This window comes from Enterobacter cloacae complex sp. SYL003 (assembly GCF_049236925.1).
Lineage (GTDB): Bacteria > Pseudomonadota > Gammaproteobacteria > Enterobacterales > Enterobacteriaceae > Enterobacter > Enterobacter intestinihominis.
In genome coordinates this window covers 125,354-147,304 of record NZ_JBMKJK010000012.1, presented here as the reverse complement: position 1 = coordinate 147,304, position 21,951 = coordinate 125,354, and the positions used below count along the sequence as shown (strand labels likewise).

The 21,951-nt window shown below is 54.9% G+C and carries 28 protein-coding genes; 13 read left to right on the top strand and 15 right to left on the bottom strand.

Annotated elements, in window-relative coordinates; translation table 11 throughout:
• Positions 1–46 precede the first annotated feature (46 nt).
• Positions 47–274 carry a YceK/YidQ family lipoprotein gene (locus ACOT1A_RS16510; protein WP_003858030.1) on the top strand — a complete coding sequence of 76 codons (228 nt, stop codon included), beginning with the start codon at positions 47–49 and terminating at the stop codon, positions 272–274.
• 7 nt (positions 275–281) lie between these two features.
• Here ACOT1A_RS16510 and ACOT1A_RS16505 read toward each other — a convergent pair whose 3' ends face one another.
• The 3 genes from ACOT1A_RS16505 to ACOT1A_RS16495 all read right to left on the bottom strand — a co-directional run bounded on the left by ACOT1A_RS16505 (position 282) and on the right by ACOT1A_RS16495 (position 3,039).
• A complete protein-coding gene (locus ACOT1A_RS16505) occupies positions 282–656 on the bottom strand; it encodes a MysB family protein (RefSeq protein WP_003858026.1) in 375 nt (124 codons plus the stop codon).
• Between the two features lie 79 nt (positions 657–735).
• Positions 736–1,971, bottom strand: coding sequence for a multidrug efflux MFS transporter MdtG (gene mdtG / locus ACOT1A_RS16500; protein WP_276170112.1), 1,236 nt, complete (start codon positions 1,969–1,971; stop codon positions 736–738).
• 141 nt (positions 1,972–2,112) lie between these two features.
• The gene (locus ACOT1A_RS16495; RefSeq protein ID WP_023305852.1) at positions 2,113–3,039 is read right to left on the bottom strand and encodes a Kdo(2)-lipid IV(A) acyltransferase; all 927 of its coding nucleotides are present in this window, start codon (positions 3,037–3,039) and stop codon (positions 2,113–2,115) included.
• Positions 3,040–3,257: 218 nt separating this feature from the next.
• On the opposite strand from ACOT1A_RS16495, the gene ACOT1A_RS16490 reads away from it, so the two are divergent.
• Complete coding sequence (locus tag ACOT1A_RS16490) at positions 3,258–4,307, top strand: rhodanese-related sulfurtransferase (protein WP_022647710.1); 1,050 nt, start codon at positions 3,258–3,260, stop codon at positions 4,305–4,307.
• 38 nt (positions 4,308–4,345) lie between these two features.
• On the opposite strand, the gene ACOT1A_RS16485 is transcribed toward ACOT1A_RS16490, so the two are convergent.
• From ACOT1A_RS16485 to mdtH, 9 genes are all read right to left on the bottom strand, one after another.
• The gene (locus ACOT1A_RS16485) at positions 4,346–4,924 is read right to left on the bottom strand and encodes a YceI family protein (protein WP_022647711.1); all 579 of its coding nucleotides are present in this window, start codon (positions 4,922–4,924) and stop codon (positions 4,346–4,348) included.
• 1 nt (position 4,925) lies between these two features.
• Entirely contained in the window at positions 4,926–5,492 is a 567-nt protein-coding gene (locus tag ACOT1A_RS16480; RefSeq protein ID WP_022647712.1) for a cytochrome b, read from the bottom strand.
• A gap of 226 nt (positions 5,493–5,718) precedes the next feature.
• On the bottom strand, positions 5,719–5,832 hold the full coding sequence (locus tag ACOT1A_RS16475) for a YceO family protein (protein WP_022647713.1): 114 nt from the start codon (positions 5,830–5,832) through the stop codon (positions 5,719–5,721).
• Between the two features lie 50 nt (positions 5,833–5,882).
• Positions 5,883–7,001 (bottom strand): N-methyl-L-tryptophan oxidase, encoded by a 1,119-nt coding sequence (gene solA, locus ACOT1A_RS16470; RefSeq protein WP_105322641.1) that lies wholly within the window; start codon positions 6,999–7,001, stop codon positions 5,883–5,885.
• A 114-nt stretch (positions 7,002–7,115) separates the two neighbouring features.
• Positions 7,116–7,370, bottom strand: coding sequence for a biofilm formation regulator BssS (gene bssS, locus ACOT1A_RS16465; protein ID WP_023299782.1), 255 nt, complete (start codon positions 7,368–7,370; stop codon positions 7,116–7,118).
• A 273-nt stretch (positions 7,371–7,643) separates the two neighbouring features.
• Positions 7,644–7,889: a DNA damage-inducible protein I gene (gene dinI / locus ACOT1A_RS16460; RefSeq protein WP_022647715.1), complete on the bottom strand. Its 246-nt coding sequence runs from the start codon at positions 7,887–7,889 to the stop codon at positions 7,644–7,646.
• A gap of 75 nt (positions 7,890–7,964) precedes the next feature.
• On the bottom strand, positions 7,965–9,011 hold the full coding sequence (gene pyrC, locus ACOT1A_RS16455; RefSeq protein ID WP_421625528.1) for a dihydroorotase: 1,047 nt from the start codon (positions 9,009–9,011) through the stop codon (positions 7,965–7,967).
• Between the two features lie 128 nt (positions 9,012–9,139).
• Positions 9,140–9,700, bottom strand: coding sequence for a lipoprotein (locus tag ACOT1A_RS16450; protein WP_023305855.1), 561 nt, complete (start codon positions 9,698–9,700; stop codon positions 9,140–9,142).
• A gap of 120 nt (positions 9,701–9,820) precedes the next feature.
• Positions 9,821–11,029 (bottom strand): multidrug efflux MFS transporter MdtH, encoded by a 1,209-nt coding sequence (gene mdtH, locus ACOT1A_RS16445; protein WP_048966512.1) that lies wholly within the window; start codon positions 11,027–11,029, stop codon positions 9,821–9,823.
• A 236-nt stretch (positions 11,030–11,265) separates the two neighbouring features.
• Here mdtH and rimJ point away from each other — a divergent pair, with 236 nt between their 5' ends.
• From rimJ to murJ, 4 genes are all read left to right on the top strand, one after another.
• The gene (gene rimJ / locus ACOT1A_RS16440) at positions 11,266–11,850 is read left to right on the top strand and encodes a ribosomal protein S5-alanine N-acetyltransferase (RefSeq protein ID WP_368958451.1); all 585 of its coding nucleotides are present in this window, start codon (positions 11,266–11,268) and stop codon (positions 11,848–11,850) included.
• A 9-nt stretch (positions 11,851–11,859) separates the two neighbouring features.
• Positions 11,860–12,510, top strand: a complete 651-nt coding sequence (locus ACOT1A_RS16435) for a YceH family protein (RefSeq protein ID WP_045307934.1) — start codon at positions 11,860–11,862, stop codon at positions 12,508–12,510.
• 2 nt (positions 12,511–12,512) lie between these two features.
• Positions 12,513–13,436 carry a Gfo/Idh/MocA family protein gene (locus tag ACOT1A_RS16430; RefSeq protein WP_023305857.1) on the top strand — a complete coding sequence of 308 codons (924 nt, stop codon included), beginning with the start codon at positions 12,513–12,515 and terminating at the stop codon, positions 13,434–13,436.
• A gap of 129 nt (positions 13,437–13,565) precedes the next feature.
• Complete coding sequence (gene murJ, locus ACOT1A_RS16425) at positions 13,566–15,101, top strand: murein biosynthesis integral membrane protein MurJ (RefSeq protein ID WP_017384735.1); 1,536 nt, start codon at positions 13,566–13,568, stop codon at positions 15,099–15,101.
• 58 nt (positions 15,102–15,159) lie between these two features.
• On the opposite strand, the gene flgN is transcribed toward murJ, so the two are convergent.
• The 3 genes from flgN to flgA all read right to left on the bottom strand — a co-directional run bounded on the left by flgN (position 15,160) and on the right by flgA (position 16,636).
• Positions 15,160–15,585: a flagella biosynthesis chaperone FlgN gene (gene flgN, locus ACOT1A_RS16420; RefSeq protein WP_022647721.1), complete on the bottom strand. Its 426-nt coding sequence runs from the start codon at positions 15,583–15,585 to the stop codon at positions 15,160–15,162.
• Positions 15,586–15,589: 4 nt separating this feature from the next.
• A complete protein-coding gene (gene flgM / locus ACOT1A_RS16415; protein WP_003858002.1) occupies positions 15,590–15,883 on the bottom strand; it encodes a flagellar biosynthesis anti-sigma factor FlgM in 294 nt (97 codons plus the stop codon).
• Between the two features lie 93 nt (positions 15,884–15,976).
• Positions 15,977–16,636 carry a flagellar basal body P-ring formation chaperone FlgA gene (gene flgA, locus ACOT1A_RS16410; protein ID WP_022647723.1) on the bottom strand — a complete coding sequence of 220 codons (660 nt, stop codon included), beginning with the start codon at positions 16,634–16,636 and terminating at the stop codon, positions 15,977–15,979.
• Between the two features lie 157 nt (positions 16,637–16,793).
• Between flgA and flgB the strand changes: the two genes are divergently transcribed.
• Genes flgB through flgH form a run of 7 tightly spaced genes read left to right on the top strand, consistent with a single transcriptional unit; the run spans position 16,794 to position 21,943 of the window.
• The gene (flgB, locus tag ACOT1A_RS16405; protein ID WP_003857999.1) at positions 16,794–17,210 is read left to right on the top strand and encodes a flagellar basal body rod protein FlgB; all 417 of its coding nucleotides are present in this window, start codon (positions 16,794–16,796) and stop codon (positions 17,208–17,210) included.
• A 3-nt stretch (positions 17,211–17,213) separates the two neighbouring features.
• Positions 17,214–17,618 (top strand): flagellar basal body rod protein FlgC, encoded by a 405-nt coding sequence (flgC, locus tag ACOT1A_RS16400; RefSeq protein ID WP_003857997.1) that lies wholly within the window; start codon positions 17,214–17,216, stop codon positions 17,616–17,618.
• An 11-nt stretch (positions 17,619–17,629) separates the two neighbouring features.
• Positions 17,630–18,340, top strand: a complete 711-nt coding sequence (flgD, locus tag ACOT1A_RS16395; protein WP_003857994.1) for a flagellar hook assembly protein FlgD — start codon at positions 17,630–17,632, stop codon at positions 18,338–18,340.
• Between the two features lie 26 nt (positions 18,341–18,366).
• On the top strand, positions 18,367–19,617 hold the full coding sequence (gene flgE, locus ACOT1A_RS16390) for a flagellar hook protein FlgE (protein ID WP_276170111.1): 1,251 nt from the start codon (positions 18,367–18,369) through the stop codon (positions 19,615–19,617).
• A 20-nt stretch (positions 19,618–19,637) separates the two neighbouring features.
• Positions 19,638–20,393 (top strand): flagellar basal body rod protein FlgF, encoded by a 756-nt coding sequence (locus ACOT1A_RS16385; RefSeq protein WP_022647727.1) that lies wholly within the window; start codon positions 19,638–19,640, stop codon positions 20,391–20,393.
• 11 nt (positions 20,394–20,404) lie between these two features.
• Positions 20,405–21,187: a flagellar basal-body rod protein FlgG gene (gene flgG / locus ACOT1A_RS16380; protein WP_000625853.1), complete on the top strand. Its 783-nt coding sequence runs from the start codon at positions 20,405–20,407 to the stop codon at positions 21,185–21,187.
• A gap of 57 nt (positions 21,188–21,244) precedes the next feature.
• Complete coding sequence (flgH, locus tag ACOT1A_RS16375) at positions 21,245–21,943, top strand: flagellar basal body L-ring protein FlgH (RefSeq protein WP_023299788.1); 699 nt, start codon at positions 21,245–21,247, stop codon at positions 21,941–21,943.
• Positions 21,944–21,951: the final 8 nt, after the last annotated feature.

Here is a 21,951-nt window from a genome sequence, read left to right as displayed (position 1 = left end):
AAATAAAATACCGGCTGTGAGGCCGGTATTTTTTTAGAGGTCAGAAATGAAAGTAATCATCGTCGTCATGATGGCATGCCTGCTCAGCGGCTGCGGCAGCATCATCAGCCGCACCATTCCCGGACAGGGCCACGGGAATCAGTACTACCCCGGCGTACAGTGGGATGTCCGCGATTCCGCATGGCGCTATCTCACCGTGCTCGATCTGCCGTTTTCGCTGATTTTCGACACGCTACTGCTGCCCATCGATGCCAGCCACGGCCCTTACGAGTAACGAGAGCTTATCGCTCGTCCCATTCGTCCGCTGCGGCCTGACCTTCTTCGGTATCCAGCGGCGGTTCGAGCTGAAACTCACCTTCATCCCATTCATGCAGCGTATTTTCTTCCAGCCACTCCTGACGTAACTCAATTTCGTCATAGTCGCCGTCGAATACCGCCTGCGCACCTTCACCACTCAATATCGGCAGACATTCTCCGTCTTCACCTTCATCAGCAAAGAATTCGGCCTGCCACATAATATCGCCGTCCTGAAGGACGTATTTTTGGATATTGAGTTGTTGCACGTCAGCATCTTCTTCCTCAATGCCGGGATTATCGGCGAGGAATTCTTCGCGAGCGGCATCAATTGCTTCTTCCAGCGTGGCGTACATGGTCATTGGTGTCTCCCTGTTTTTCGTGAAGGTATTCAGGGAAAGAATAGCTGATTATATGATTGTGCAAGTATGAATGCGTAAATTAGCCGTCACGATGTTGTGTTATGCGCGCCGGGCGTAGCGCCCGGGATAAGCTGAGCCAGGAATAAATAGCGTTGAACAGCACGACGCCTGCCGTCACGATAAAGACCGCCCGGAAACCGAAACTGGCCGAAACCCCCGCGCCGACCAGCGGCCCGGTGACGTTACCCAGATCGCGAAACGACTGGTTGTAGCTGAAAATACGCCCGGCAATCTGGTTGGTGGAGTTATAGACCAGCAGCGTCTGCACCGCCGGAAGCAACGCGCCGTCCGCTGCGCCCAGCAGAAAGCGCAACACGCCGAGCTGCCAGGGAGACTGCACCATCGACATGGGGATCAGCAGCAGGACGGAGAGGATCAGGGCGCAGATCAGAATTTTCTCCGGGCCGATGCGATCGCCCAGCTTGCCGAGTCGCGGCGCGCTCAGCAACGCGGCCACGCCGGGAACAGAGGCGATCAGGCCGCTAATAAAAGCAATGTTGCTGACGTTTCCCGCCAGATCGCGGACATAGAGCGTCAGAATAGGCGCGATTGAACCGGTGGCCACCTGAATAATCATGGTGGTCACAAACAGGCTCAGCACCAGCTTTGGGTTTTTCAGCGAGGCCAGCACATCCCGGGCGTGCAGCATCTCTTTTTTGGCTACCGGCGTGAAATTCTCGCGGATGCAGATAAGCGTCACGAGGAAGCAGAGGAACAGCACGCTGGCGGTAATGAAGAATACCGGCCGCAGTCCGTAGTGGTCGGCCAGCAGCCCGCCCGCCAGCGGACCCAGCAGTGCGCCGCTTACGCCGCCAGTGGAGAGCGTACCTAATGCCCAGCCGCTTTTATGGCGTGGGATTTGGGTTGCGATCAGGGCGTTGGCATTGGGGATAAATCCCCCGAGCAGACCCAGAAGCGCGCGTAATATCAGAAACTGCCAGACATTCTGCGCCACCCCCATCAACAGCATTATGATCGCCATGCCGAGCGCGGAGCGCAGCAGCATAATTTTGCGGCCTTTGCGATCCGCAAGCCCACCCCAGAAAGGCGACGCAATGGCGGAGAACAGGAACGTAATGCTGAACACCAGGCCGGACCACATATTCAGTGCGCTATGGCCGGTGACGCCGAGCTGTTCAACGTAGAGGGGCAGGAAGGGCATTACCAGGCTAAAGGCGGCGCCAGTAAGAAAACAACCCAGCCATGCAACCGTCAGGTTGCGTTTCCAGTTTATGGGAGCATCTGTGGAGGACATAACTATCCGCATAATGAGGTGCAGGGCACCGTGACCAGTGAGGTAATAAGCCTGCTAATTATGCGCCTGGGGTATGATTGCCGCAATGACGGGGAGCTTTTAAAGCTAAAACAGCTTGCGGCCCGGAAGACCGCATGCAGATTAATAACGAGAAGGGACGCCCTGAGGCCGGGTTTTGAAGCGGCGATGCAGCCACATGTACTGCTCGGGAGCGAGCATAATGCATTTCTCGACAATAGCATTCATCCAGCGCGCGGTGGTTTCTGCATCATCCAGCGGCGGCGTGAGTTCCGGCTCCAGCATGATGAGCTGATAGCCTGAACCGTCTGGTTTACGGCGCGGTACAAACGGCACGATAGCCGCTTTGGACATCCGCGCCAGCATCCAGGTCCCGGTGGTTGTCGCCGCATCTTCCACCGCAAAGAACGGGACAAACACGCTGGATTGCGGGCCGTAGTCATGATCCGGGGCATACCAGACCACTTCACCTGATTTGAGGGCGCGGATCATCCCTTTAAGGTCTTTGCGGTCGATCATGCTTTTATTCGAGCGCATGCGTCCGTTGGTCTGGATCAAATCGATCACCGGATTATCGTTGGGACGATAAACGCCAATACCCGGCGCCTGCATGCCGAACATGCGTGCGCCAATTTCGAGCGTCAGGAAATGAACGCCAATCAGCAGGACGCCAGTCTGGTTGGCCTGGAGATTATGCACCGGATCCATGCCGGTTCCGGCCACTTCCGTCCAGCGCGCCATGCGCTTATCAGACCAGAACCAGGCCATACCGGTCTCCATCAGTCCCATGCCGACAGATTCGAAGTTTTTAACCACCATGTCGTGACGCTCAGATTCGCTCATCTGAGGAAAGCAAAGCTCAAGATTTCGATACGCGATCCTGGCGCGACGCTTCATAAATTGTTGAGCAATGCGGCCCAGTCCTTTACCCATGCGGAAAATTACGGGATAAGGCAGCTGTACAATTAGCCACAACAAGCCAATGCCTGACCATGTTAACCAATAGCGTGGGTGTAAAAGCGCGGCAGTAAATTTCGGTAACTGGGTCATGTCTGTCCTGTGTTCTAACGTCCTGAAGGGCTATTGTCTCATTTTTTGAGGCATAGCCAAAATGTCTGTCATCGAAACATGAAAGAATATGCAAGTGTTAAGTCTGATTAATCAGGTTGACTGAAATGTAGCGTAAATTGTGTGGATGTAAATTGTCTTTGTTTGCTATATCATGCCGACCGATTTTTATTTCTCAACGATTGCAGGACTTGTACACCATGCCAGTGTTACACAACCGCGTTTCGAATGAGATGTTGAAAGCGCGTATGTTGGCCGAAACCGAACCGCGCACAACGATCTCTTTCTATAAATATTTTACCATCAACGATCCACAGGCGACCCGCGATGCGCTTTACCAGGCTTTCACCGCCCTGAACGTGTTTGGTCGCGTCTATCTGGCGCGTGAGGGTATTAACGCGCAGATCAGCGTGCCGGAAAGCAAAGTCAGCGCCTTCCGCGATCTCCTTTATGGTTTTGATCCGGCGCTTAACGGCTTACGCCTGAACATTGCGCTGGATGATGACGGCAAATCGTTCTGGGTGCTGCGCATGAAGGTGCGTGAGCGTATTGTGGCGGATGGCATCGACGATCCGAGCTTCAATGCCGCGAATGTGGGGGAGTACCTCAAGGCCGCTGAAGTGAACGCGATGCTCGACGATCCGGATGCAGTGTTCATCGATATGCGTAACCACTACGAATATGAAGTGGGCCACTTCGAGAATGCGATGGAAATTCCTGCCGACACTTTCCGCGAACAGCTGCCGAAAGCGGTTGAGATGATGCAGGAGCATAAAGACAAAAAGATCGTTATGTATTGCACCGGTGGGATCCGCTGCGAAAAAGCCAGTGCCTGGATGAAACACAACGGTTTTAATAAAGTCTGGCATATTGAGGGTGGGATCATTGAATATGCCCGCCGCGCCCGCGAGCAGGGGTTACCGGTGCGTTTTATCGGTAAAAACTTTGTGTTTGATGAGCGTATGGGCGAGCGAATTTCAGAGGACGTAATCGCTCACTGCCACCAGTGCGGTACGCCGTGCGACACGCATACCAACTGCAAAAACGACGGTTGTCATCTTCTGTTTATTCAGTGTCCTGCATGTGCCGAGAAGTTTAATGGCTGCTGTAGCGAGCTGTGCAGTGAAGAGAGTATCCTGCCTGAAGAAGAGCAACGTCGTCGCCGTGCCGGGCGCGAGAACGGGAATAAGATCTTTAATAAATCCCGGGGCCGACTGAATACCAAACTGGGTATTCCGGACCCGGAGTAAAACATTGCCCGACGGCGTAAAAGCCTGCCGGGCCTGTTTTATGACTTCTGCTGAACGCCTTCCACCGAAATAATCAGCTCTACATCCTGCGATGCCGGTCCTAAATCTGTGGTGATATTAAAATCTTTCAGATGAATTTTGCCAGCGGCTTCAAAGCCAGCACGTTTTCCGCCCCACGGATCGTCGCCCTGGCCGATTAATTTCGCATCCAGTGTTACCGGTTTTGTTACGCCGTTCAGCGTAAGATTACCGGTAATAGCGAGCTTATCACCGTCTTTCTTCACTTCTGTCGACGCGAAAGTAGCTTGCGGGAATTTGCCTACGTTCAGGAATTCAGCGCTGCGCAGATGTTTATCACGCTCGGCGTGATTAGTGTCGACGCTGTTAGTATTAATGGTGACGTTTACTTTATCGGCAGCAGGGTTTTTCTCGTCGAAACTAAATGTGCCATCGAAATCATTGAACGTACCATATAACCAGCTGTAACCCAGATGCTGAATACGGAAATTGACGAAGGCATGCTGGCCTTCTTTATCAATTTTATAGTCGGCGGCAATGGCCGAACCGGTGGTAAATAACAGCGAACCTAATGCGATACCCAACAGGCGTTTTTTCATTTTATGCTCCAGAGTCAACTGACGAACGGCCAAGCATGCGCTTCAGCGTATCGTCTTTATCGATAAAGTGGTGTTTCAGGGCCGCAAGGCCATGCAGAACAGACAGGATCACCACGCTCCATGCCAGCCACAGATGAACCACACCTGCGGTGTCAGCCTGTGAACCGGCGTCAGCCAGCGTGGCAGGGACGTCAAAGAGCCCAAACACGCTGATCGGTTTGCCGTCTGCGGTCGAAATGAGATAACCGCTGATCAGAATGGCGAACAGCAGGGCATAGAGTGCGATATGTGCGCCAACAGCGCTTATGCGGGTAAGACGGCCATGGCTTTTGGGGGCTGGAGGGGGCGGAGAGAGATGTCGCCAGATCACGCGAAAAACCAGACCCATCATCAGCAGAACCCCAATGCTTTTGTGCAATTCGGGGGCCTGATGATACCAACCGTCATAATAGCTTAATGTCACCATCCAGAGGCCGAGACCAAACATGGCATAGACAGCAAGTGCAAATAGCCAGTGTAAACACATGGATATTATTCCGTAGCGGCTGGAGGAGTTACGCCATTGCATATGAATTTCCGTTCTCAAATGACTGAGCAATAAAAATGGCCGGATTAATTAAATAATGCAACTGAAAAAAAGGAATAATGTTATTTAGTTATTTTATTTCAGCGAATTTGAATATGTTTCCGCAATGTATTTCAATCGCTTCGTTCAATAAATTTGAGATGACTTTTTATAAAAACTATAAGTTAAATAAGTTTAAAGGAGTGTCAATAAACGTCAGTGATGGTTTTCAGAAGAATACAATAAAGATGACGTCAACAATCGCCAGCAGCGACCAAAGGACAATGTAGAGCATGAAATGCTCGCGGATGTTATTGATAAGGTAATTCACCAGTCTGCGCATCATGATCCTCTCGCAAATCAGGCTCCGGTTATTCGGAGCCTGTAGCGGTATTATCGGCTAAAGCGCGAGAGCGCGAAGGGTTTGAGATCAAACGAAGGCGCAATCCCCTGAGCAAACTGGGCGGCGATTTCACCTAACACAGAGGCAAATTTAAACCCGTGACCGCTGAGCCCGGTTACGATCAGGGTGTTGTCGTGCCCAGGCAGGGTGTCGATGATGAAGTCTTCATCTGGCGTATTGTCATAGGTGCACGCTGCGCCATAAAGCAACCCGCCTACGCCCGGCAGAATATTACGTAGGAACGTGAAGGCTTCGGAACCATCCTGCGGATAGGCTCCGTACGGCTTGCGTTCTTCCGCAGAGGAAATTACCTGTCCGCCGTTATGTTTGCCAATCTTGAGCGCGTCTTTTTCCGAGGGGAAACCGTAGTACTGGTCGCCATTAGGTAACTCGCCCGTGAACGCCGGGAATTTGTTCTGGCTGCTGTAACGCCCGTCAGACTGGAACCAGGAGAAGACTTTGCGTACCGGCTGGATGGGCAGATCCGGCAGCAGTTTCGTCACCCACGTTCCCGCACTCACCAGCAGGCGCGTGGCGGTATATTCACCTTCAGACGTGGTGACGGTTGAACCCCCGGCATGGTGGGTGATACCCGTGACCGGACAGTTAAACAACTGTGCGCAGCCCGCTTTGGCGGCGAGATCAATCCAGGTCTTAATGGCCGTTTCGCTGTGCAGTACCCCGGAATTGGCTTCAAACAATCCAATGTAGTCTTCAGGGACAGAAATTTCCGGCCAGCGCGCCATTAAGTCGTTCGCATCCAGACGCTCAACGTCCAGACGGTAGGCTTTCGCGCTCTCCTCGACATTCGCCAGAAACGTGGAGTTGGCGGGCCCCAGATTAATAACCCCGGTGCGCTCAAAAATGCGTTCTTCGGTGAGTGCGGCCAGCTCATCCCACAGCGTCTGAGCCCGAAGCACCAGCGGTACATAGCGCTCACCTTCGCCGTAAGCGTGACGGATGAGACGGGTATCGCCGTGATGGCTTCCTTCAGAATGAGGGGGAAGGTGGGCGTCAATCATCAGCACATTCAGACCCGCCTGCGTAGCGTAATAACCGGCTGCAGATCCAACGGAGCCGCTTCCGATAATGATCAAATCGTATTTCATAGGCTTCTCTTTACTAACGCTTTGTTAGCAGAGTAATTAACTATGTGGGCTTATACAAGAGCGAAATAAATAAGGCACCGCGAGGGTGCCTGTTGAGGGAAAAGGGGCATAAGGTCAATGCCGTTTATACTCATTTTCCTGGTAGTCGCCAGATTCTATTTTTGCGATGCCTGCTTCCAAAATAGAAATAAACTGACGGGCGACGTCTGTTGTAAGCCACAGCGTCTGTCCAACTTCCGCTTCGTCACGGTTTAGCTGATTCGGGGTCTGGTAGTGCAAACGCAGCATCAGCGCATCGTAGCTGTCTACGGTGCTGATATCCCAGCCAACGAGTGGATGGGTCTGGATGACTTCATTATTCTTTTCCATTATAACCCCCTTAATGCGTGTTAGAAGACAACGACTTTGAGGTTCAATGCATGTTTTTCTGAAAGCTTTTTCAGTATATCAATTAATAAGGGTTCCGCAGGAAAAAATAAACGGGTAGCAACACATTTTTCTGCTTTTTAGGATTGTTTGAACAATAAAACGTCATCTTGTTCACGATTTTCTAAGAAGATACTGAAATATTTTGAACTTTCAGGAGACGAAACGAAAAAAGCCGGGGCGACCCGGCAAAAAAACACAATGAGGGAGCAAATTTTAATCAGTGATAAACCAGTCGTCGGCGCTTTCCCATGTTTCCTGCAAAATTTCGCTGATGCGGTCTTTGTCTTCTTTCGCGCCGCCAATGACGGAAAGATGGTTTGCTGTCGCATAACGTACCGTTATGGCGCCATCGTTTTCAGGAAAAGTGCTGTTAATACGTCGGGATAGCTCACCCGCCAGAGCGTCGAGTGCGCCAGCAGGCAGGACGGTGGTTTTGGCAATGGTGACTTCAATACGCATAAATGCCCCCTGTGTAATATACTGTTTATTTATACAGTTATATTGGCGGTTTGACAACAGGGGGATGACAATTTTTTAGCTTTTTACCGTCCAGCTTACGGTTTCACCGGCCAGGAAGGGGATCAGCGTATCGTCGGTGAGCGCAATCGACGCTTCAACCTGGCTTTCTTTGCGCTCCAGCTCAATGAACGTGTCATTAACCGGCAGACCGTAGAAACGCGGGCCGTTAAGGGAGCAGAAGGCTTCGAAATGGCCTAACGCGTTCATCTCGTCAAAGACGGTTGCGTAACTTGCAAGGGCGGTCGGGGCGTTAAAGCAGCCTGCACAACCGCAGCTAGCCTCTTTTCGGTGACGGGCATGCGGGGCGGAATCCGTGCCGAGGAACGCGCGCGGGAAGCCGCTGGCGACCAGCTCACGTAGCGCCTGCTGGTGGATATTGCGCTTGAGGATCGGCAGACAATACAGATGTGGACGAACGCCACCCACCAGCATGTGGTTACGGTTAAACATCAGGTGCTGCGGGGTGATGGTGGCGGCAATCAATTCGTTTCCATCCCGGACATACTCTGCGGCATCTTTGGTCGTAATGTGTTCAAACACTACCTTCAGCCCAGGAAGACGCTGGCGCAGCGGCTCCATGACCGTTTCGATAAAACGCGCTTCGCGATCGAAAATATCAATGTCAGCGTGGGTCACTTCCCCGTGCACCAGCAGTGGCATCCACAGTTTTTGCATACGCTCCAGAACGGGCATGATGGCGTCGATGCTCGTCACCCCATGGCTGGAGTTGGTGGTGGCGTTTGCCGGGTAGAGCTTCGCGGCGGTGAACACACCTTCGTTAAATCCGCGCTCAACCTCATTGGGATCCAGCGAGTCCGTCAGGTAGCAGGTCATCAACGGAGTAAAATCGTGCCCGGCCGGAACGGCGTCAAGGATACGCTGGCGATAGGCGATCGCGGCCTCGACGGTGGTGACTGGCGGAACCAGGTTAGGCATAACAATCGCACGGCCATAAATTTCGCTGGTATACGGCACGACGGTTTTCAGCATGTCGCCATCACGAAGATGGATATGCCAGTCGTCTGGGCGGCGGATTTTGAGAACCTGGGATTGTACAGTCATGGAAGCTCCGGCTTGAAAGGGATCAGTCATAAGATGGCTGTTTTTGCCGGACACAAATCATAAGCGGAAACGTTTTCGTTTGCACACTATTCCGTTAAAAAATACGGGCGCCTGAGCGCCCGGAGTATTTAGTCGGTGAAAGGAATGATGATTTCACCCGGTTTCACCTCTATCCCTTTGGCATATTTCTTCGCCAGAGATTCGCCCTTACTCTTGTCTTCGCTCAGAACGTAGGCGGGCTGCTGGTTGAAATAGTTCTGTAACGACTGGTTGAGATAAGGCATCAGCGTTTGCAGCACCGGTTTCATTTTATCCGGCGTGACGACCGCATCGACGATTTCCATCTCTTGCAGGAAAATTGCCCCTTTCTCTTTATTAAAGACCGGCAGCGCCTTGAGCTTCAGCTTGATATCCGCTTTCTGATTGCCGAAGAGCGAGGTCATGTCGAGGCTGGCATCGCCGGACAGGGTGACTTTGTTAGGCTCCTCGCGCCCAATCTGGCTGGCGAGATTCGTCAGGACGATATGTGCATCCGCAAGGCCGGGCACGCCGATATCTTTTGAAAAGTTATTATGTTTTTCCAGCGCCTGATTAATTTCCTGCTCACTGACGGTGTACTGCGTAAGCTGGTTACATCCCACCAGCAGCCCACTGACAATTAACGCAGCGGCAATAACGATCTTTTTCATGGTGTTCCTCAACATAAAATCGGCGCATCTGTCCTGATACGCCAGTATGTCAGGGTGATCCTGGAGAAACCAGCAGAAAAAACTGATAGTGAAGGGAGGTAAATATCCTCCCCCAGAAGGTCAGGCGCCAGGCTCCAGCATCCCGCGGGTGCTGCGTTTATCACTGAACTGCCACCAGAGGGCAATCAGCGTCATAAAGCCGACCATACCGAGCATGACCCACGGCAGCTCCGGCTGATGGAGCGCTTTTCCGGCATCAAACAGCCAGCCGCCACCGGTGTAACCCAGCGCGCCGCCAAGCGCCAGTCCGAGACGGCTGAAGCCCATGTAGCTGCCACGGGCCCGGGCGTCGGCAAGTGACGCGCTCAGGGTTTCACGGGCCGGCTCGGCAATGATTGAGCCAATATAGAAGGTGCAAATCAGCATAAACAGCTGCTGGAGTGAGCTCACCAGGCCGATGGGCATCATGCTCAGCGTCATCAGCAACAGCCCGGTCATCAGACGGTGCTCAAGCCGGAAACGGCGCTCGCTCCACCGGGCAATCGGATAGAGCAGAGTCAGGGAAAGGCAGGCCTCAATGGCATACATCCATTTTACCGCCGCCGGCGTGCCGGCAATATCGTTAACCATAATCGGCAGCATCAGCATGACCTGCACGGCGAGCATGTAGTAGCCGGTCAACGTTAAAACATAGGTGACGAAGCGTTTATCGCTCAGCACGCGGTCAAGCCCTTCCCGCACCGGCGCTTTTACCGTCGACAGCTTCCATGCGGGCAGAAACAGACCGTTAAACAGCGCGCAGAGAATAAACAGCACCGCGCCGGTGGCGCAGACCAGGCGGAAATCGTATTGCAGCAGCCAGCTTCCCAGCAGGGCGCCCACCACCGCGCCAGCGCTGTCCTGCATCATTAAAATCGAGAAGAAGCGCCCCCGGTGTTGCGGACGGATCAGCTTGACTACCAGCGCGGTACGCGGTGGGTCGAAAAGGGTGCCGCCAATCCCGGAAAGGAAACAGGAGAACCACAGCAGCCAGGGGTCATGAGCGATTGCCATCGTGGCGAATCCCGCCGCACGTAACAGCATGCCGGTGACGATCATCGGTTTCGCACCGAAGCGGTCGGCTATTGCCCCGCCAAACACGCCAAGACCCTGTTGTACAAACTGGCGTAAGCCCAGCGCGATCCCGACCATTAGCGCCGCCCAGCCCATTTGATCGACAAAACGAATCGATATAAGTGGAAAAACGACAAAAAAGCCGAGCACGACCAGCATGTTATCGACGAGCAGGAAATATTTACCCAGGCTCCTGGCCTGTGATACGCGGGACATTTTCCCTCCAGGGAAAATAAAAGGTGAGCACGCTAATATTCTGCGGTGTCGCCGCACTTTTTCACATACCTGCTGGCGACAATATTTTTTTATCAAAAAGGTGCTTTGATAGAGAGTTCTCATCGAAAAATGTGAAAAGCGATAAAAATGGTATGTCACTGTTTTCACAGAAGGCACAGGCGCAGGTATAGTAAAGCTAACAGGCAGAGCAGAAGCGACGGGAAGGAGTGGTATCGATGTTTGGCTATCGCAGTAATGTGCCAAAAGTGCGTCTGACGACGGACAGGCTGGTCGTTCGTCTGGTGCATGAGCGTGATGCCTGGCGTCTGGCGGATTATTACGCCGAGAATCGCCAGTTTTTAAAACCCTGGGAACCCGTTCGGGACGAGAGCCATTGCTACCCCTCTGGCTGGCAGGCGCGCCTCAGTATGATTGCGGAATTTCACAAACAGGGAAGTGCGTTTTATTTCGCGCTTCTCGATCCGGAAGAGAAAGAGATCGTTGGCATTGCCAATTTTTCAAACGTAGCACGCGGGTCGTTTCACGCCTGCTATCTCGGGTATTCCATCGGCCAGAAATGGCAGGGGCAGGGGCTCATGTTTGAGGCGCTGACGGCGGCGATTCGCTACATGCAGCGCACGCAACATATCCATCGCATTATGGCGAACTACATGCCGCACAATAAGCGCAGCGGCGATCTGCTGGCCCGCCTGGGGTTTGAGAAAGAGGGCTATGCCAAAGATTATCTGCTGATTGACGGCGAGTGGCGGGACCATGTCCTCACCGCGCTCACCACGCAGGAGTGGACCGCGGGTCGTTAAGGAGAAAAGATGAAATATCAGTTAAATGGCGCCGAAGCGCGCGTGATTGGCTGCCTGCTGGAAAAGCAGGTTACGACGCCGGAACAGTATCCTCTTTCCGTGAATGCCGTCACGATGGCCTGCAACCAAAAGACGAACCGTGAGCCGGTGATGAACCTTGGCGAGTACGAGGTGCAGGATATCCTTGATGAGCTGGTGAAGCGCCACTACCTGCGCACCGTCAGCGGCTTCGGTAATCGCGTCACTAAATATGAACAGCGCTTTTGTAATTCCGAATTTGGCGATTTAAAACTCAGCGCCGCAGAAGTGGCGGTTATCACCACGCTGCTGCTGCGCGGGGCGCAGACGCCGGGTGAACTGCGCACACGCGCCTCCCGCATGCATGAGTTTCAGGATATGCAGGACGTTGAACAGACGCTGGAGGGATTAGCCTCACGCGAGGACGGTCCTTACGTGGTGCGTCTGGCCCGCGAACCGGGCAAGCGTGAAAGCCGCTACATGCACCTGTTTAGCGGCGACGTGGAGTCCTCTACGCTAGCCGTCGAATCCGACACGCCAGCATCAAACGACAGCCTGACCGCGCGCGTGGCAGCCCTGGAAGACGAGGTTGCCGGGCTGAAGCAGCGTCTGGATGCTTTACTCGCACACCTGGGAGATTAACCGTGACTACATTACGCATTGGAGTGGTGGGGCTGGGCGGGATTGCGCAAAAAGCCTGGCTGCCCGTTTTAGGCGCCGCGTCAGACTGGACGCTGCAAGGGGCGTGGTCGCCCACTCGCGAGAAAGCAGAGCGCATCTGCAAAACCTGGCGCATCCCTTATGCTGGCTCACTCCAGGATTTAGCCCGTGAATGTGATGCGGTATTTGTGCATACCTCAACCGCGACGCACTTCCAGGTGGTGAGCGAGTTGCTGAACGCAGGCGTTCACGTCTGCGTTGATAAGCCTCTGGCGGAAAATGTGCAGGATGCTGAACGACTGATTGAGCTGGCCGCGCGTAAAAAGCTGACGCTGATGGTCGGCTTCAACCGCCGTTTTGCGCCGCTCTATCAGCAGCTTAAAGCGCAGTCCGGCTCGTTTGCCTCTCTGCGTATGGATAAGCACCGTACCGACAGCGTGGGGCCGAACGATCTGCGGTTCACGCTGCTGGATGATTATCTCCACGTCGTGGATACGGCCCTTTGGCTGAGTAACGGAAAAGCCCAGCTGCAAAGCGGCACGCTGCTGACCAACGAGCAGGGTGAAATGGTTTACGCCGAACATCATTTTGCCGTTGAGCATTTACAGGTGACGACCAGCATGCATCGTCGGGCGGGCAGCCAGCGCGAGTCCGTGCAGGCCGTTACGGATGGCGCGCTGTATGACGTCACCGATATGCGTGAGTGGCGGGAAGAGAAGGGCAATGGCGTGCTCGCGTTACCCGTTCCCGGCTGGCAGAGCACCCTGGAGCAGCGTGGCTTTGTGGGCTGCGCGCGTCACTTCATTACCTGCGTGCAGAATCAGACGGTTCCTGAAACGTCCGGGGAGCAGGCCATTCTGGCGCAGCGCATCGTGGAACGACTCTGGCGCGAAGCCATGTCGGAATAACTCGCTGTAACATCTGCCGATAGTAATTCGTTGAAATCCGGTTAGACTAAGCGCCGCTTGTTGGCTTTGCCGGGTGGCGCTTTCGCTTATCCGTCCTGGAAATCCGTAGGGTTGTGGAACTTCACGTTAATGAACTTATTAAAATCGCTGGCGGCCGTCAGCTCGATGACCATGTTTTCCCGCGTGCTTGGCTTTGCTCGCGATGCCATTGTGGCAAGGGTTTTTGGCGCAGGGATGGCGACTGACGCCTTTTTCGTTGCGTTCAAGCTGCCGAACCTGCTGCGCCGTATTTTTGCCGAAGGGGCTTTCTCACAGGCATTTGTCCCGATCCTCGCGGAATATAAAAGCAAGCAGGGCGAAGATGCCACCCGCGTCTTTGTGGCGTACGTTTCCGGTTTACTGACGCTGGCGCTGGCGATCGTGACCGTACTGGGGATGCTGGCAGCGCCCTGGGTAATCATGGTAACGGCGCCGGGCTTTGCCGACACGGCGGATAAATTTGCCCTGACGACGCAACTGCTGCGGATAACCTTCCCCTATATTCTGCTGATTTCGCTGGCGTCGCTGGTGGGTGCCATCCTGAATACCTGGAACCGCTTCTCCGTGCCGGCCTTTGCCCCCACGTTCCTTAACGTCAGCATGATTGGCTTTGCGCTGTTCGCCGCGCCGCATTTTAACCCACCGGTGCTGGCGCTGGCCTGGGCCGTGACCGTCGGCGGGGTGTTACAGCTTGCTTACCAGCTCCCGCACCTGAAAAAGATCGGCATGCTGGTTCTGCCGCGCATTAATTTCAAAGATGCGGGCGCAATGCGCGTTATCAAACAGATGGGACCGGCAATACTCGGCGTGTCCGTCAGCCAGATCTCGCTCATCATCAATACCATCTTCGCCTCTTTCCTGGTGTCGGGCTCGGTGTCCTGGATGTACTACGCCGACCGGCTGATGGAGTTTCCATCCGGGGTGCTGGGCGTGGCGCTGGGGACTATTCTGCTGCCGTCGCTGTCGAAAAGTTTCGCCAGCGGCAACCACGATGAATACTGCCGCCTGATGGACTGGGGTCTGCGTCTCTGTTTTCTGCTGGCGCTGCCAAGCGCGGTGGCGCTGGGGATCCTGGCGAAACCGCTGACGGTGTCGTTGTTCCAGTATGGAAAATTCACCGCCTTTGATGCCGCCATGACCCAGCGTGCGCTCGTAGCCTACTCAGTGGGGCTGATGGGGCTGATTGTCGTGAAGGTGCTTGCGCCCGGTTTCTATTCACGTCAGGACATCAAAACGCCGGTTAAGATTGCCATTGTGACGCTGATCATGACGCAGCTGATGAACCTGGCGTTTATTGGTCCGCTGAAACACGCGGGTCTGTCACTGTCGATTGGTCTGGCGGCCTGTCTCAACGCCGGGCTGCTGTACTGGCAGCTGCGTAAGCAGGATATCTTCACCCCGCAGCCGGGCTGGGCAAGCTTCCTGCTGCGTCTGGCGATCGCGGTAGTAGTGATGGCGGCCGCGCTGGTTGGCATGTTGTATGTCATGCCTGAGTGGGCGCAGGGCACCATGCCTTACCGCCTGATGCGTCTGATGGCCGTGGTGGTGGTCGGGGTGGTGGCGTACTTTGCCACGCTGGCGGTGCTTGGCTTCAAGGTGAAAGAGTTTACCCGCCGCACGGTATAAACGCCAAAAGGGGAGTCACCAGAAGGTGCTCCCCGCTTCATGACATGCCGCTAGTGCGTCAAATCGAAATCTTTTTCCCGCCCGTGATACGTGCCGTGGCCGTTTGACCATCCGCACCGTACAGCCCCGGCTCTTTATAGGGCTTTAACACCTCAAGCGCCTGCTGATTACGGATAATCTGACCTTCCAGCAGCCAGCCGTTATGCTGGTTGAGATCGCGAAGATGCTGGGTTTTTTCTGTAATGGTCTGCCAGCGTTCGTTGATCTCATCATTGGCGCTGCGTTTCGTGTCTTGCTCAGCGCGTCGCTGTTTTTCCAGATAATCCAGGGTCGCCAGCAGCGAGCTTTTATCTTCAGTAATGCGTTGCAACGCGCTGCCGTTGATTTGACCAGAAGAGAGGTGGTGCTGTTCTGCGTCCATCACCGTTTTCAGGTCGTTCAGGACCACCGTCATCTGATCCAGTATTTCTGACAGTCGACTCATACGGTTAGTTACTCTGGAGGAAACTCTGTGCGTCCTGAATCAGCGCATCAGCGATTTTGCTGGTATCCATTTTCAGTTCGCCGTTACGGATAGCCGTTTTCAGCGCTTCAACTCGTTCCATGTTGATATCGCTGCTGCCTGGCTGCATCAGCTTCGACTGCGCATCGCTCAGCGTGACGCTGGTGCTGTTAGCCGTCGAGGTTTTTTCCAGACGCGTTTTTTGCGGGGCAGCCTCATTCGTTTCGCGAGGTTGTACAGTGCTAACCGGCTTCAGGGCTGATGTACGATCAATGCTCATAGTGTTGTCCTCATCGAGGGTTCGCGGCGTTTGCGCCTGACATCATCATTTGTTGAATATTTATCGGCAGTCGCCGCGAAATCTTTAAAAAGATTACAGGTTAATCAGAATATTCCCATCAGGACCGACCGTGCCGCTGACCACCTGGCCTGAGGACATTCTGACTCGGGCATTTTGTGCTACTGCGGCATTATTCAGCGCTTTTCCTTCACTGTTGATACTAAAGCCTTCGCCATTGGCGACCACCATCACCTGTTGTCCCGCCTTCACCCGCCACGCCTGGCGCAGCATAGAGAGCTGTATCGCCTGTCCAGGGGCGACATCGCGCAGGCTGACCGCCTCCTGAGCCTGGTTAATATCCAGCATCGTCCGCGGTGGAAGCTGATCCAGACGGCCTCGCTTCAGCGTTACGCTGTCTGGTTGCAGCAGGCTGCCCCGGGGAATGGGAACGGCGGCGACAACATAATTGCCTGTCGCCTGAACCGCAACCTGTAAATAACGTTTTTCGTTGGCGCAACGCGCCAGCACATTCACGTTGCCCCATAAGCGGGTGCTGCCGGTCACGCTAAATGACGGGGCTTCGCAGGAAGGGTAAAGGTTAGGCGGGGTGCGTACGGTCACGCGTACGTCATCGCTGAAACCGGCCAGCTTCTGCGCAAAGAATGCATTGAGCTGGTTCTCTAACCCCTCAGCCTGCACAAGAGGGCTCAAAAGCAGCAGGGTCGCCGCAAGGCCACGTTTAAAAGTCCGCATCGCACGTTCCACCATGTCCAGAATTAAGCAAATTCTACCCGCAGTGGTTTTCCATCAACGCAACAAATAGCGACGCATTTTGCGCTTATTCCGTCGATAGGGGAGACGGGGTGAGATTTAAGCTGTGAACTGAAATTTTCTCATCAGCGGAGGAGACATGCTCGATAAACTCGACGCCGCGTTACGTTTTCAGCAGGAAGCGCTCAACTTACGCGCCCAGCGGCAGGAAATTTTAGCCGCCAATATCGCCAACGCGGACACCCCCGGGTATCAGGCGCGCGATATTGATTTTTCCAGTGAACTCAAAAAAGTGATGGAGCGTGGACGTGCCGAAGGGACGGGTGTCTCACTTGCCCTGACATCCTCACGGCATATTCCCGCTCAGGCGATGACCGCGCCAACGACCGACCTGCTTTACCGTATTCCCGATCAGCCCTCGCTTGATGGCAACACCGTCGACATGGACCGGGAGCGCACACAGTTTGCCGATAACAGCCTGCAATACCAGACAGGCCTGACGCTACTCGGCGGGCAAATCAAAGGCATGATGACCGTCCTGCAGGGGGGCAATTAGTAAATGGCCTTGCTGAATATTTTTGATATCGCCGGTTCGGCATTAACGGCGCAGTCCAAACGACTGAACGTGGCAGCCAGTAACCTGGCCAACGCCGACAGCGTGACAGGACCTGACGGACAACCGTATCGCGCTAAACAGGTCGTCTTCCAGGTTGATGCTGCACCGGGTGCGGCAACGGGCGGCGTGAAAGTGGCGGACGTGGTTGAGAGCCAGGCGCCCGACAAGCTGGTTTACGAGCCAGGCAACCCGCTCGCGGATGCCAGCGGCTACGTGAAAATGCCGAACGTGGATGTGGTCGGGGAGATGGTGAACTCCATGTCCGCGTCACGCAGCTACCAGGCAAACGTCGAAGTGCTTAATACCGTGAAGAGCATGATGCTCAAAACACTCACTCTCGGCCAGTAAAGGAGACACGCATGTCCATCGCCGTAAACGTGAATGACCCGACAAATACCGGCGTCAACAGCACCAGTAGTGCAACCGGTTCCAGCTCTCTCACCGGGAGCAATGCCTCCGATTTACAGAGCAGCTTTCTGACCCTGCTGGTGGCACAGCTGAAAAATCAGGACCCGACCAATCCGATGCAGAATAACGAACTGACCACGCAGCTTGCGCAGATCAGTACCGTCAGCGGCATTGAGAAACTGAACACCACGCTCGGCTCGGTCTCCGGTCAAATCGATAACAGCCAGTCCTTGCAGGCCGCCAACCTGATCGGTCACGGGGTGATGATCCCGGGGACCACGATTCTGGCGGGCACCAGCACCACCGATGGCACGTCCACCACCACCACGACGCCGTTTGGCGTTGAGTTGCAGCAACCGGCCGACAAAGTCACCGCCACCATCAAAGACGCTAGCGGCAACGTGGTGCGCACGATTGAGATTGGCGAGCTTAAAGCGGGCGTTCATACCTTTACCTGGGATGGCAGCCTGACCGACGGCACTAAAGCGCCTAACGGCTCGTATCAGGTTGCGATTAGCGCCAGCAACGGCACCACGCAGCTGGTGGCTCAGCCGCTACAGTTTGCCCTGGTTCAGGGCGTCATCAAAGGTAGCGATGGCAACAAACTGGATTTGGGTACCTCCGGTACCACCACACTCGACGAAGTTCGGCAGATTATCTAAGCCTTCATACTTATCAGGAGTAAGTCATGGCCTTTTCTCAAGCGGTCAGCGGCCTGAATGCTGCGGCCACCAACCTGGACGTCATTGGCAACAACATCGCCAACTCCGCGACCTATGGTTTTAAATCCGGTTCTGCATCTTTTGCAGATATGTTTGCAGGCTCTAAAGTGGGCCTGGGCGTGAAGGTTGCGGGTATCACCCAGGACTTCACCGACGGGACGACCACCAACACCGGTCGCGGTCTGGATGTCGCTATCAGCCAGAACGGTTTCTTCCGTATGGTGGATGCCAACGGTTCCGTGTTCTACAGCCGCAACGGCCAGTTTAAGCTGGATGAAAACCGTAACCTGGTGAACATGCAGGGGCTACAGTTAACCGGTTATCCGGTTGCCGGCACGCCGCCGACGGTGCAAACCGGTGCGAATCCGCAGGCGATCACCATCCCAACGACGCTGATGGCGGCGAAGTCCACCACCACGGCCTCTCAGCAGATCAACCTGAACTCCACCGATACCGCGCCAACCGTCGCCTTCGATCCGTCCAACCCTGACTCTTACAACAAGAAAGGCACCGTGACGGTGTTTGACAGCCAGGGTAATGCGCACAACATGAACCTGTTCTATGTCAAAACAACTGACAACAAATGGGATGTGTATACCCAGGATGGCAGCGTAGCGGGTTCTCCTGCAAAAAAAGCGGCACAGATGAGCTTCGACAGTAACGGTAACCTGGCGGGTGTTTATAACTACGACGCTGCTGGCGTGATAAGCGCTACGCCAAACGCCACCCCAGCTATCAACATTACTACTGGCATCATTAGCGGTGCGGAGCCTGCCGAGTTCTCTCTGAGCTTCCAGAGCTCCATGCAACAGAACACCGGTGCGAACAACATCGTGGCGACGAGCCAGAACGGCTATAAGCCGGGCGACCTGGTGAGCTACCAGATCAACGATGACGGCACCGTTGTCGGTAACTACTCCAACGAACAGACCCAGGTGCTGGGCCAGATCGTGCTGGCAAACTTTGCCAACAACGAAGGCCTGAAGTCCGAAGGGGATAACGTCTGGTCTGCCACGCAGTCTTCCGGTGTTGCTCTGCTGGGTACCGCGGGTTCCGGTAACTTCGGCACGCTGACCAACGGCGCGCTGGAAGCCTCCAACGTCGATCTGAGTAAAGAGCTGGTGAACATGATTGTCGCGCAACGTAACTACCAGTCCAACGCGCAGACCATCAAAACCCAGGATCAGATCCTCAACACGCTGGTTAACCTGCGTTAAGCGGCTGACGGGAAAGCGCAATGGATCACGCAATATATACAGCGATGGGGGCTGCAAGCCAGACGCTCAATCAGCAGGCTGTTACCGCCAGCAACCTGGCGAACGCCTCCACGCCTGGTTTTCGTGCACAGCTCAACGCACTGCGTGCGGTGCCGGTAGAAGGGCTGTCATTGCCCACGCGTACGCTGGTCACCGCCTCCACGCCGGGCGCCGACATGACGCCAGGCCAGATGGATTACACCGCGCGTCCGCTGGACGTTGCCCTTCAGCAGGACGGCTGGCTGGCGGTGCAAACGGCTGACGGCGCAGAAGGGTATACCCGCAACGGTAACATTCAGGTGAGCGCCACCGGACAGTTGACGATTCAGGGGCATCCGGTGATGGGCGAAGCCGGTCCGCTGACGGTGCCGGAAGGGTCAGAGCTGACCATTGCGGCAGACGGGACGATCTCGGCGTTGAATCCGGGCGACCCGGCGAACACCGTTGCGCCTGTCGGTCGTCTGAAGCTGGTGAAAGCCGAAGGCAACGAAGTGCAGCGTGGCGATGACGGGATGTTCCGTCTGACCCAGGCGGCGCAGGCCACGCGTGGCGCCACGTTACAGGCCGACCCGACCATCCGCGTGATGTCCGGCGTGCTGGAAGGCAGTAACGTCAAACCGGTGGAAGCCATGACCGACATGATCGCCAGCGCCCGCCGCTTCGAAATGCAGATGAAAATCATCAGCAGCGTCGATGAAAACGCAGGCAAGGCTAACCAACTTCTGGCTATGAGTTAACAGGACTCCCTATGATCAGTTCTTTATGGATCGCGAAAACCGGTCTGGACGCACAGCAAACCAATATGGATGTAATTGCCAACAACCTGGCAAACGTCAGCACCAATGGTTTCAAGCGCCAGCGTGCGGTTTTCGAAGATTTGCTTTATCAAACGATTCGTCAGCCAGGGGCGCAGTCTTCTGAGCAAACCACGCTGCCGTCCGGTCTGCAAATTGGTACCGGCGTACGCCCTGTCGCCACCGAGCGTCTGCACAGCCAGGGCAACCTGTCCCAGACCAACAACAGCAAAGACGTTGCCATCAAAGGTCAGGGTTTCTTCCAGGTGCAACTGCCTGACGGGACCTCCGCCTATACCCGCGATGGTTCGTTCCAGGTGGATCAGAATGGTCAGCTGGTGACGGCGGGCGGCTTCCAGGTTCAGCCTGCGATCACCATCCCGGCGAACGCGCTGAGCATCACCATTGGCCGTGACGGTATCGTCAGCGTCACTCAGCAAGGTCAGGCCGCGCCGGTCCAGGTTGGTCAGCTCAACCTGACGACCTTCATGAACGATACCGGACTGGAAAGCATCGGTGAGAACCTCTACACCGAAACGCAGTCTTCCGGCACGCCAAATGAAAGTACCCCCGGCCTGAACGGTGCGGGGCTGCTGTACCAGGGGTATGTGGAAACCTCGAACGTTAACGTGGCGGAAGAGCTGGTGAATATGATCCAGGTCCAGCGCGCCTATGAAATTAACAGTAAAGCAGTGTCGACGACCGACCAGATGCTGCAAAAACTGACGCAACTCTAAGGTGTAGCCCGGTGCGGTAAACGTCGCACCGGCTCCCTGTTTTCGAAGATGAAGGCAATGCAAAAAAACGCGGCGTTTCGTTATCCGATCCTGACTGTTCTGGCTGTCACCCTCAGCGGGTGTGCCTGGATCCCGTCTAAACCATTGGTACAGGGTGCGACTACCGCCCAACCCGTTCCCGGCCCCTCGCCGGTGGTGAACGGCTCTATTTTCCAGACCGCGCAGCCGATTAACTACGGTTATCAGCCGCTGTTTGAAGACCGTCGTCCGCGTAACGTCGGCGATACGCTGACCATTGTGTTGCAGGAAAACGTCAGCGCGAGCAAGAGCTCGTCGGCGAATGCCAGCCGCGACGGCAAAACCAATTTTGGCTTCGACACCGTACCGCGCTATCTGCAAGGGCTGTTCGGCAACGCCCGTGCGGATGTGGAAGCCTCCGGCGGCAACACCTTTAACGGTAAAGGTGGCGCGAACGCCAGCAATACCTTCAGCGGAACGCTGACGGTAACGGTTGACCAGGTTCTGGTGAACGGCAATCTGCACGTGGTGGGCGAAAAACAGATCGCCATTAACCAGGGTACGGAATTCATTCGCTTCTCCGGTGTGGTTAACCCTCGCACTATCAGCGGCACCAACACCGTACCGTCCACACAGGTGGCGGATGCGCGCATTGAGTACGTCGGCAACGGCTACATCAACGAAGCGCAAAATATGGGCTGGCTGCAACGCTTCTTCCTTAACTTATCGCCGATGTAAGCGAGGTG

Excerpts from the sequence above, each read along its gene's own strand:
- ACOT1A_RS16510 (WP_003858030.1), top strand. The coding sequence starts at position 47 with ATGAAAGTAATCATCGTCGTCATGATGGCATGCCTGCTCAGCGGCTGC.
- ACOT1A_RS16495 (WP_023305852.1), bottom strand. The coding sequence starts at position 3,039 with ATGACCCAGTTACCGAAATTTACTGCCGCGCTTTTACACCCACGCTAT.
- ACOT1A_RS16450 (WP_023305855.1), bottom strand. The coding sequence starts at position 9,700 with ATGAAAAAGATCGTTATTGCCGCTGCGTTAATTGTCAGTGGGCTGCTG.
- ACOT1A_RS16475 (WP_022647713.1), bottom strand. The coding sequence starts at position 5,832 with ATGCGCAGACTGGTGAATTACCTTATCAATAACATCCGCGAGCATTTC.
- flgB (WP_003857999.1), top strand. The coding sequence starts at position 16,794 with ATGCTCGATAAACTCGACGCCGCGTTACGTTTTCAGCAGGAAGCGCTC.
- ACOT1A_RS16490 (WP_022647710.1), top strand. The coding sequence starts at position 3,258 with ATGCCAGTGTTACACAACCGCGTTTCGAATGAGATGTTGAAAGCGCGT.
- solA (WP_105322641.1), bottom strand. The coding sequence starts at position 7,001 with ATGAAATACGATTTGATCATTATCGGAAGCGGCTCCGTTGGATCTGCA.
- flgD (WP_003857994.1), top strand. The coding sequence starts at position 17,630 with ATGTCCATCGCCGTAAACGTGAATGACCCGACAAATACCGGCGTCAAC.
- pyrC (WP_421625528.1), bottom strand. The coding sequence starts at position 9,011 with ATGACTGTACAATCCCAGGTTCTCAAAATCCGCCGCCCAGACGACTGG.
- flgE (WP_276170111.1), top strand. The coding sequence starts at position 18,367 with ATGGCCTTTTCTCAAGCGGTCAGCGGCCTGAATGCTGCGGCCACCAAC.
- murJ (WP_017384735.1), top strand. The coding sequence starts at position 13,566 with ATGAACTTATTAAAATCGCTGGCGGCCGTCAGCTCGATGACCATGTTT.
- bssS (WP_023299782.1), bottom strand. The coding sequence starts at position 7,370 with ATGGAAAAGAATAATGAAGTCATCCAGACCCATCCACTCGTTGGCTGG.
- flgH (WP_023299788.1), top strand. The coding sequence starts at position 21,245 with ATGCAAAAAAACGCGGCGTTTCGTTATCCGATCCTGACTGTTCTGGCT.
- mdtH (WP_048966512.1), bottom strand. The coding sequence starts at position 11,029 with ATGTCCCGCGTATCACAGGCCAGGAGCCTGGGTAAATATTTCCTGCTC.
- flgG (WP_000625853.1), top strand. The coding sequence starts at position 20,405 with ATGATCAGTTCTTTATGGATCGCGAAAACCGGTCTGGACGCACAGCAA.
- ACOT1A_RS16505 (WP_003858026.1), bottom strand. The coding sequence starts at position 656 with ATGACCATGTACGCCACGCTGGAAGAAGCAATTGATGCCGCTCGCGAA.
- ACOT1A_RS16480 (WP_022647712.1), bottom strand. The coding sequence starts at position 5,492 with ATGCAATGGCGTAACTCCTCCAGCCGCTACGGAATAATATCCATGTGT.
- ACOT1A_RS16485 (WP_022647711.1), bottom strand. The coding sequence starts at position 4,924 with ATGAAAAAACGCCTGTTGGGTATCGCATTAGGTTCGCTGTTATTTACC.
- rimJ (WP_368958451.1), top strand. The coding sequence starts at position 11,266 with ATGTTTGGCTATCGCAGTAATGTGCCAAAAGTGCGTCTGACGACGGAC.
- ACOT1A_RS16435 (WP_045307934.1), top strand. The coding sequence starts at position 11,860 with ATGAAATATCAGTTAAATGGCGCCGAAGCGCGCGTGATTGGCTGCCTG.
- mdtG (WP_276170112.1), bottom strand. The coding sequence starts at position 1,971 with ATGTCCTCCACAGATGCTCCCATAAACTGGAAACGCAACCTGACGGTT.
- flgM (WP_003858002.1), bottom strand. The coding sequence starts at position 15,883 with ATGAGCATTGATCGTACATCAGCCCTGAAGCCGGTTAGCACTGTACAA.
- flgN (WP_022647721.1), bottom strand. The coding sequence starts at position 15,585 with ATGAGTCGACTGTCAGAAATACTGGATCAGATGACGGTGGTCCTGAAC.
- flgA (WP_022647723.1), bottom strand. The coding sequence starts at position 16,636 with ATGCGGACTTTTAAACGTGGCCTTGCGGCGACCCTGCTGCTTTTGAGC.
- dinI (WP_022647715.1), bottom strand. The coding sequence starts at position 7,889 with ATGCGTATTGAAGTCACCATTGCCAAAACCACCGTCCTGCCTGCTGGC.
- ACOT1A_RS16385 (WP_022647727.1), top strand. The coding sequence starts at position 19,638 with ATGGATCACGCAATATATACAGCGATGGGGGCTGCAAGCCAGACGCTC.
- flgC (WP_003857997.1), top strand. The coding sequence starts at position 17,214 with ATGGCCTTGCTGAATATTTTTGATATCGCCGGTTCGGCATTAACGGCG.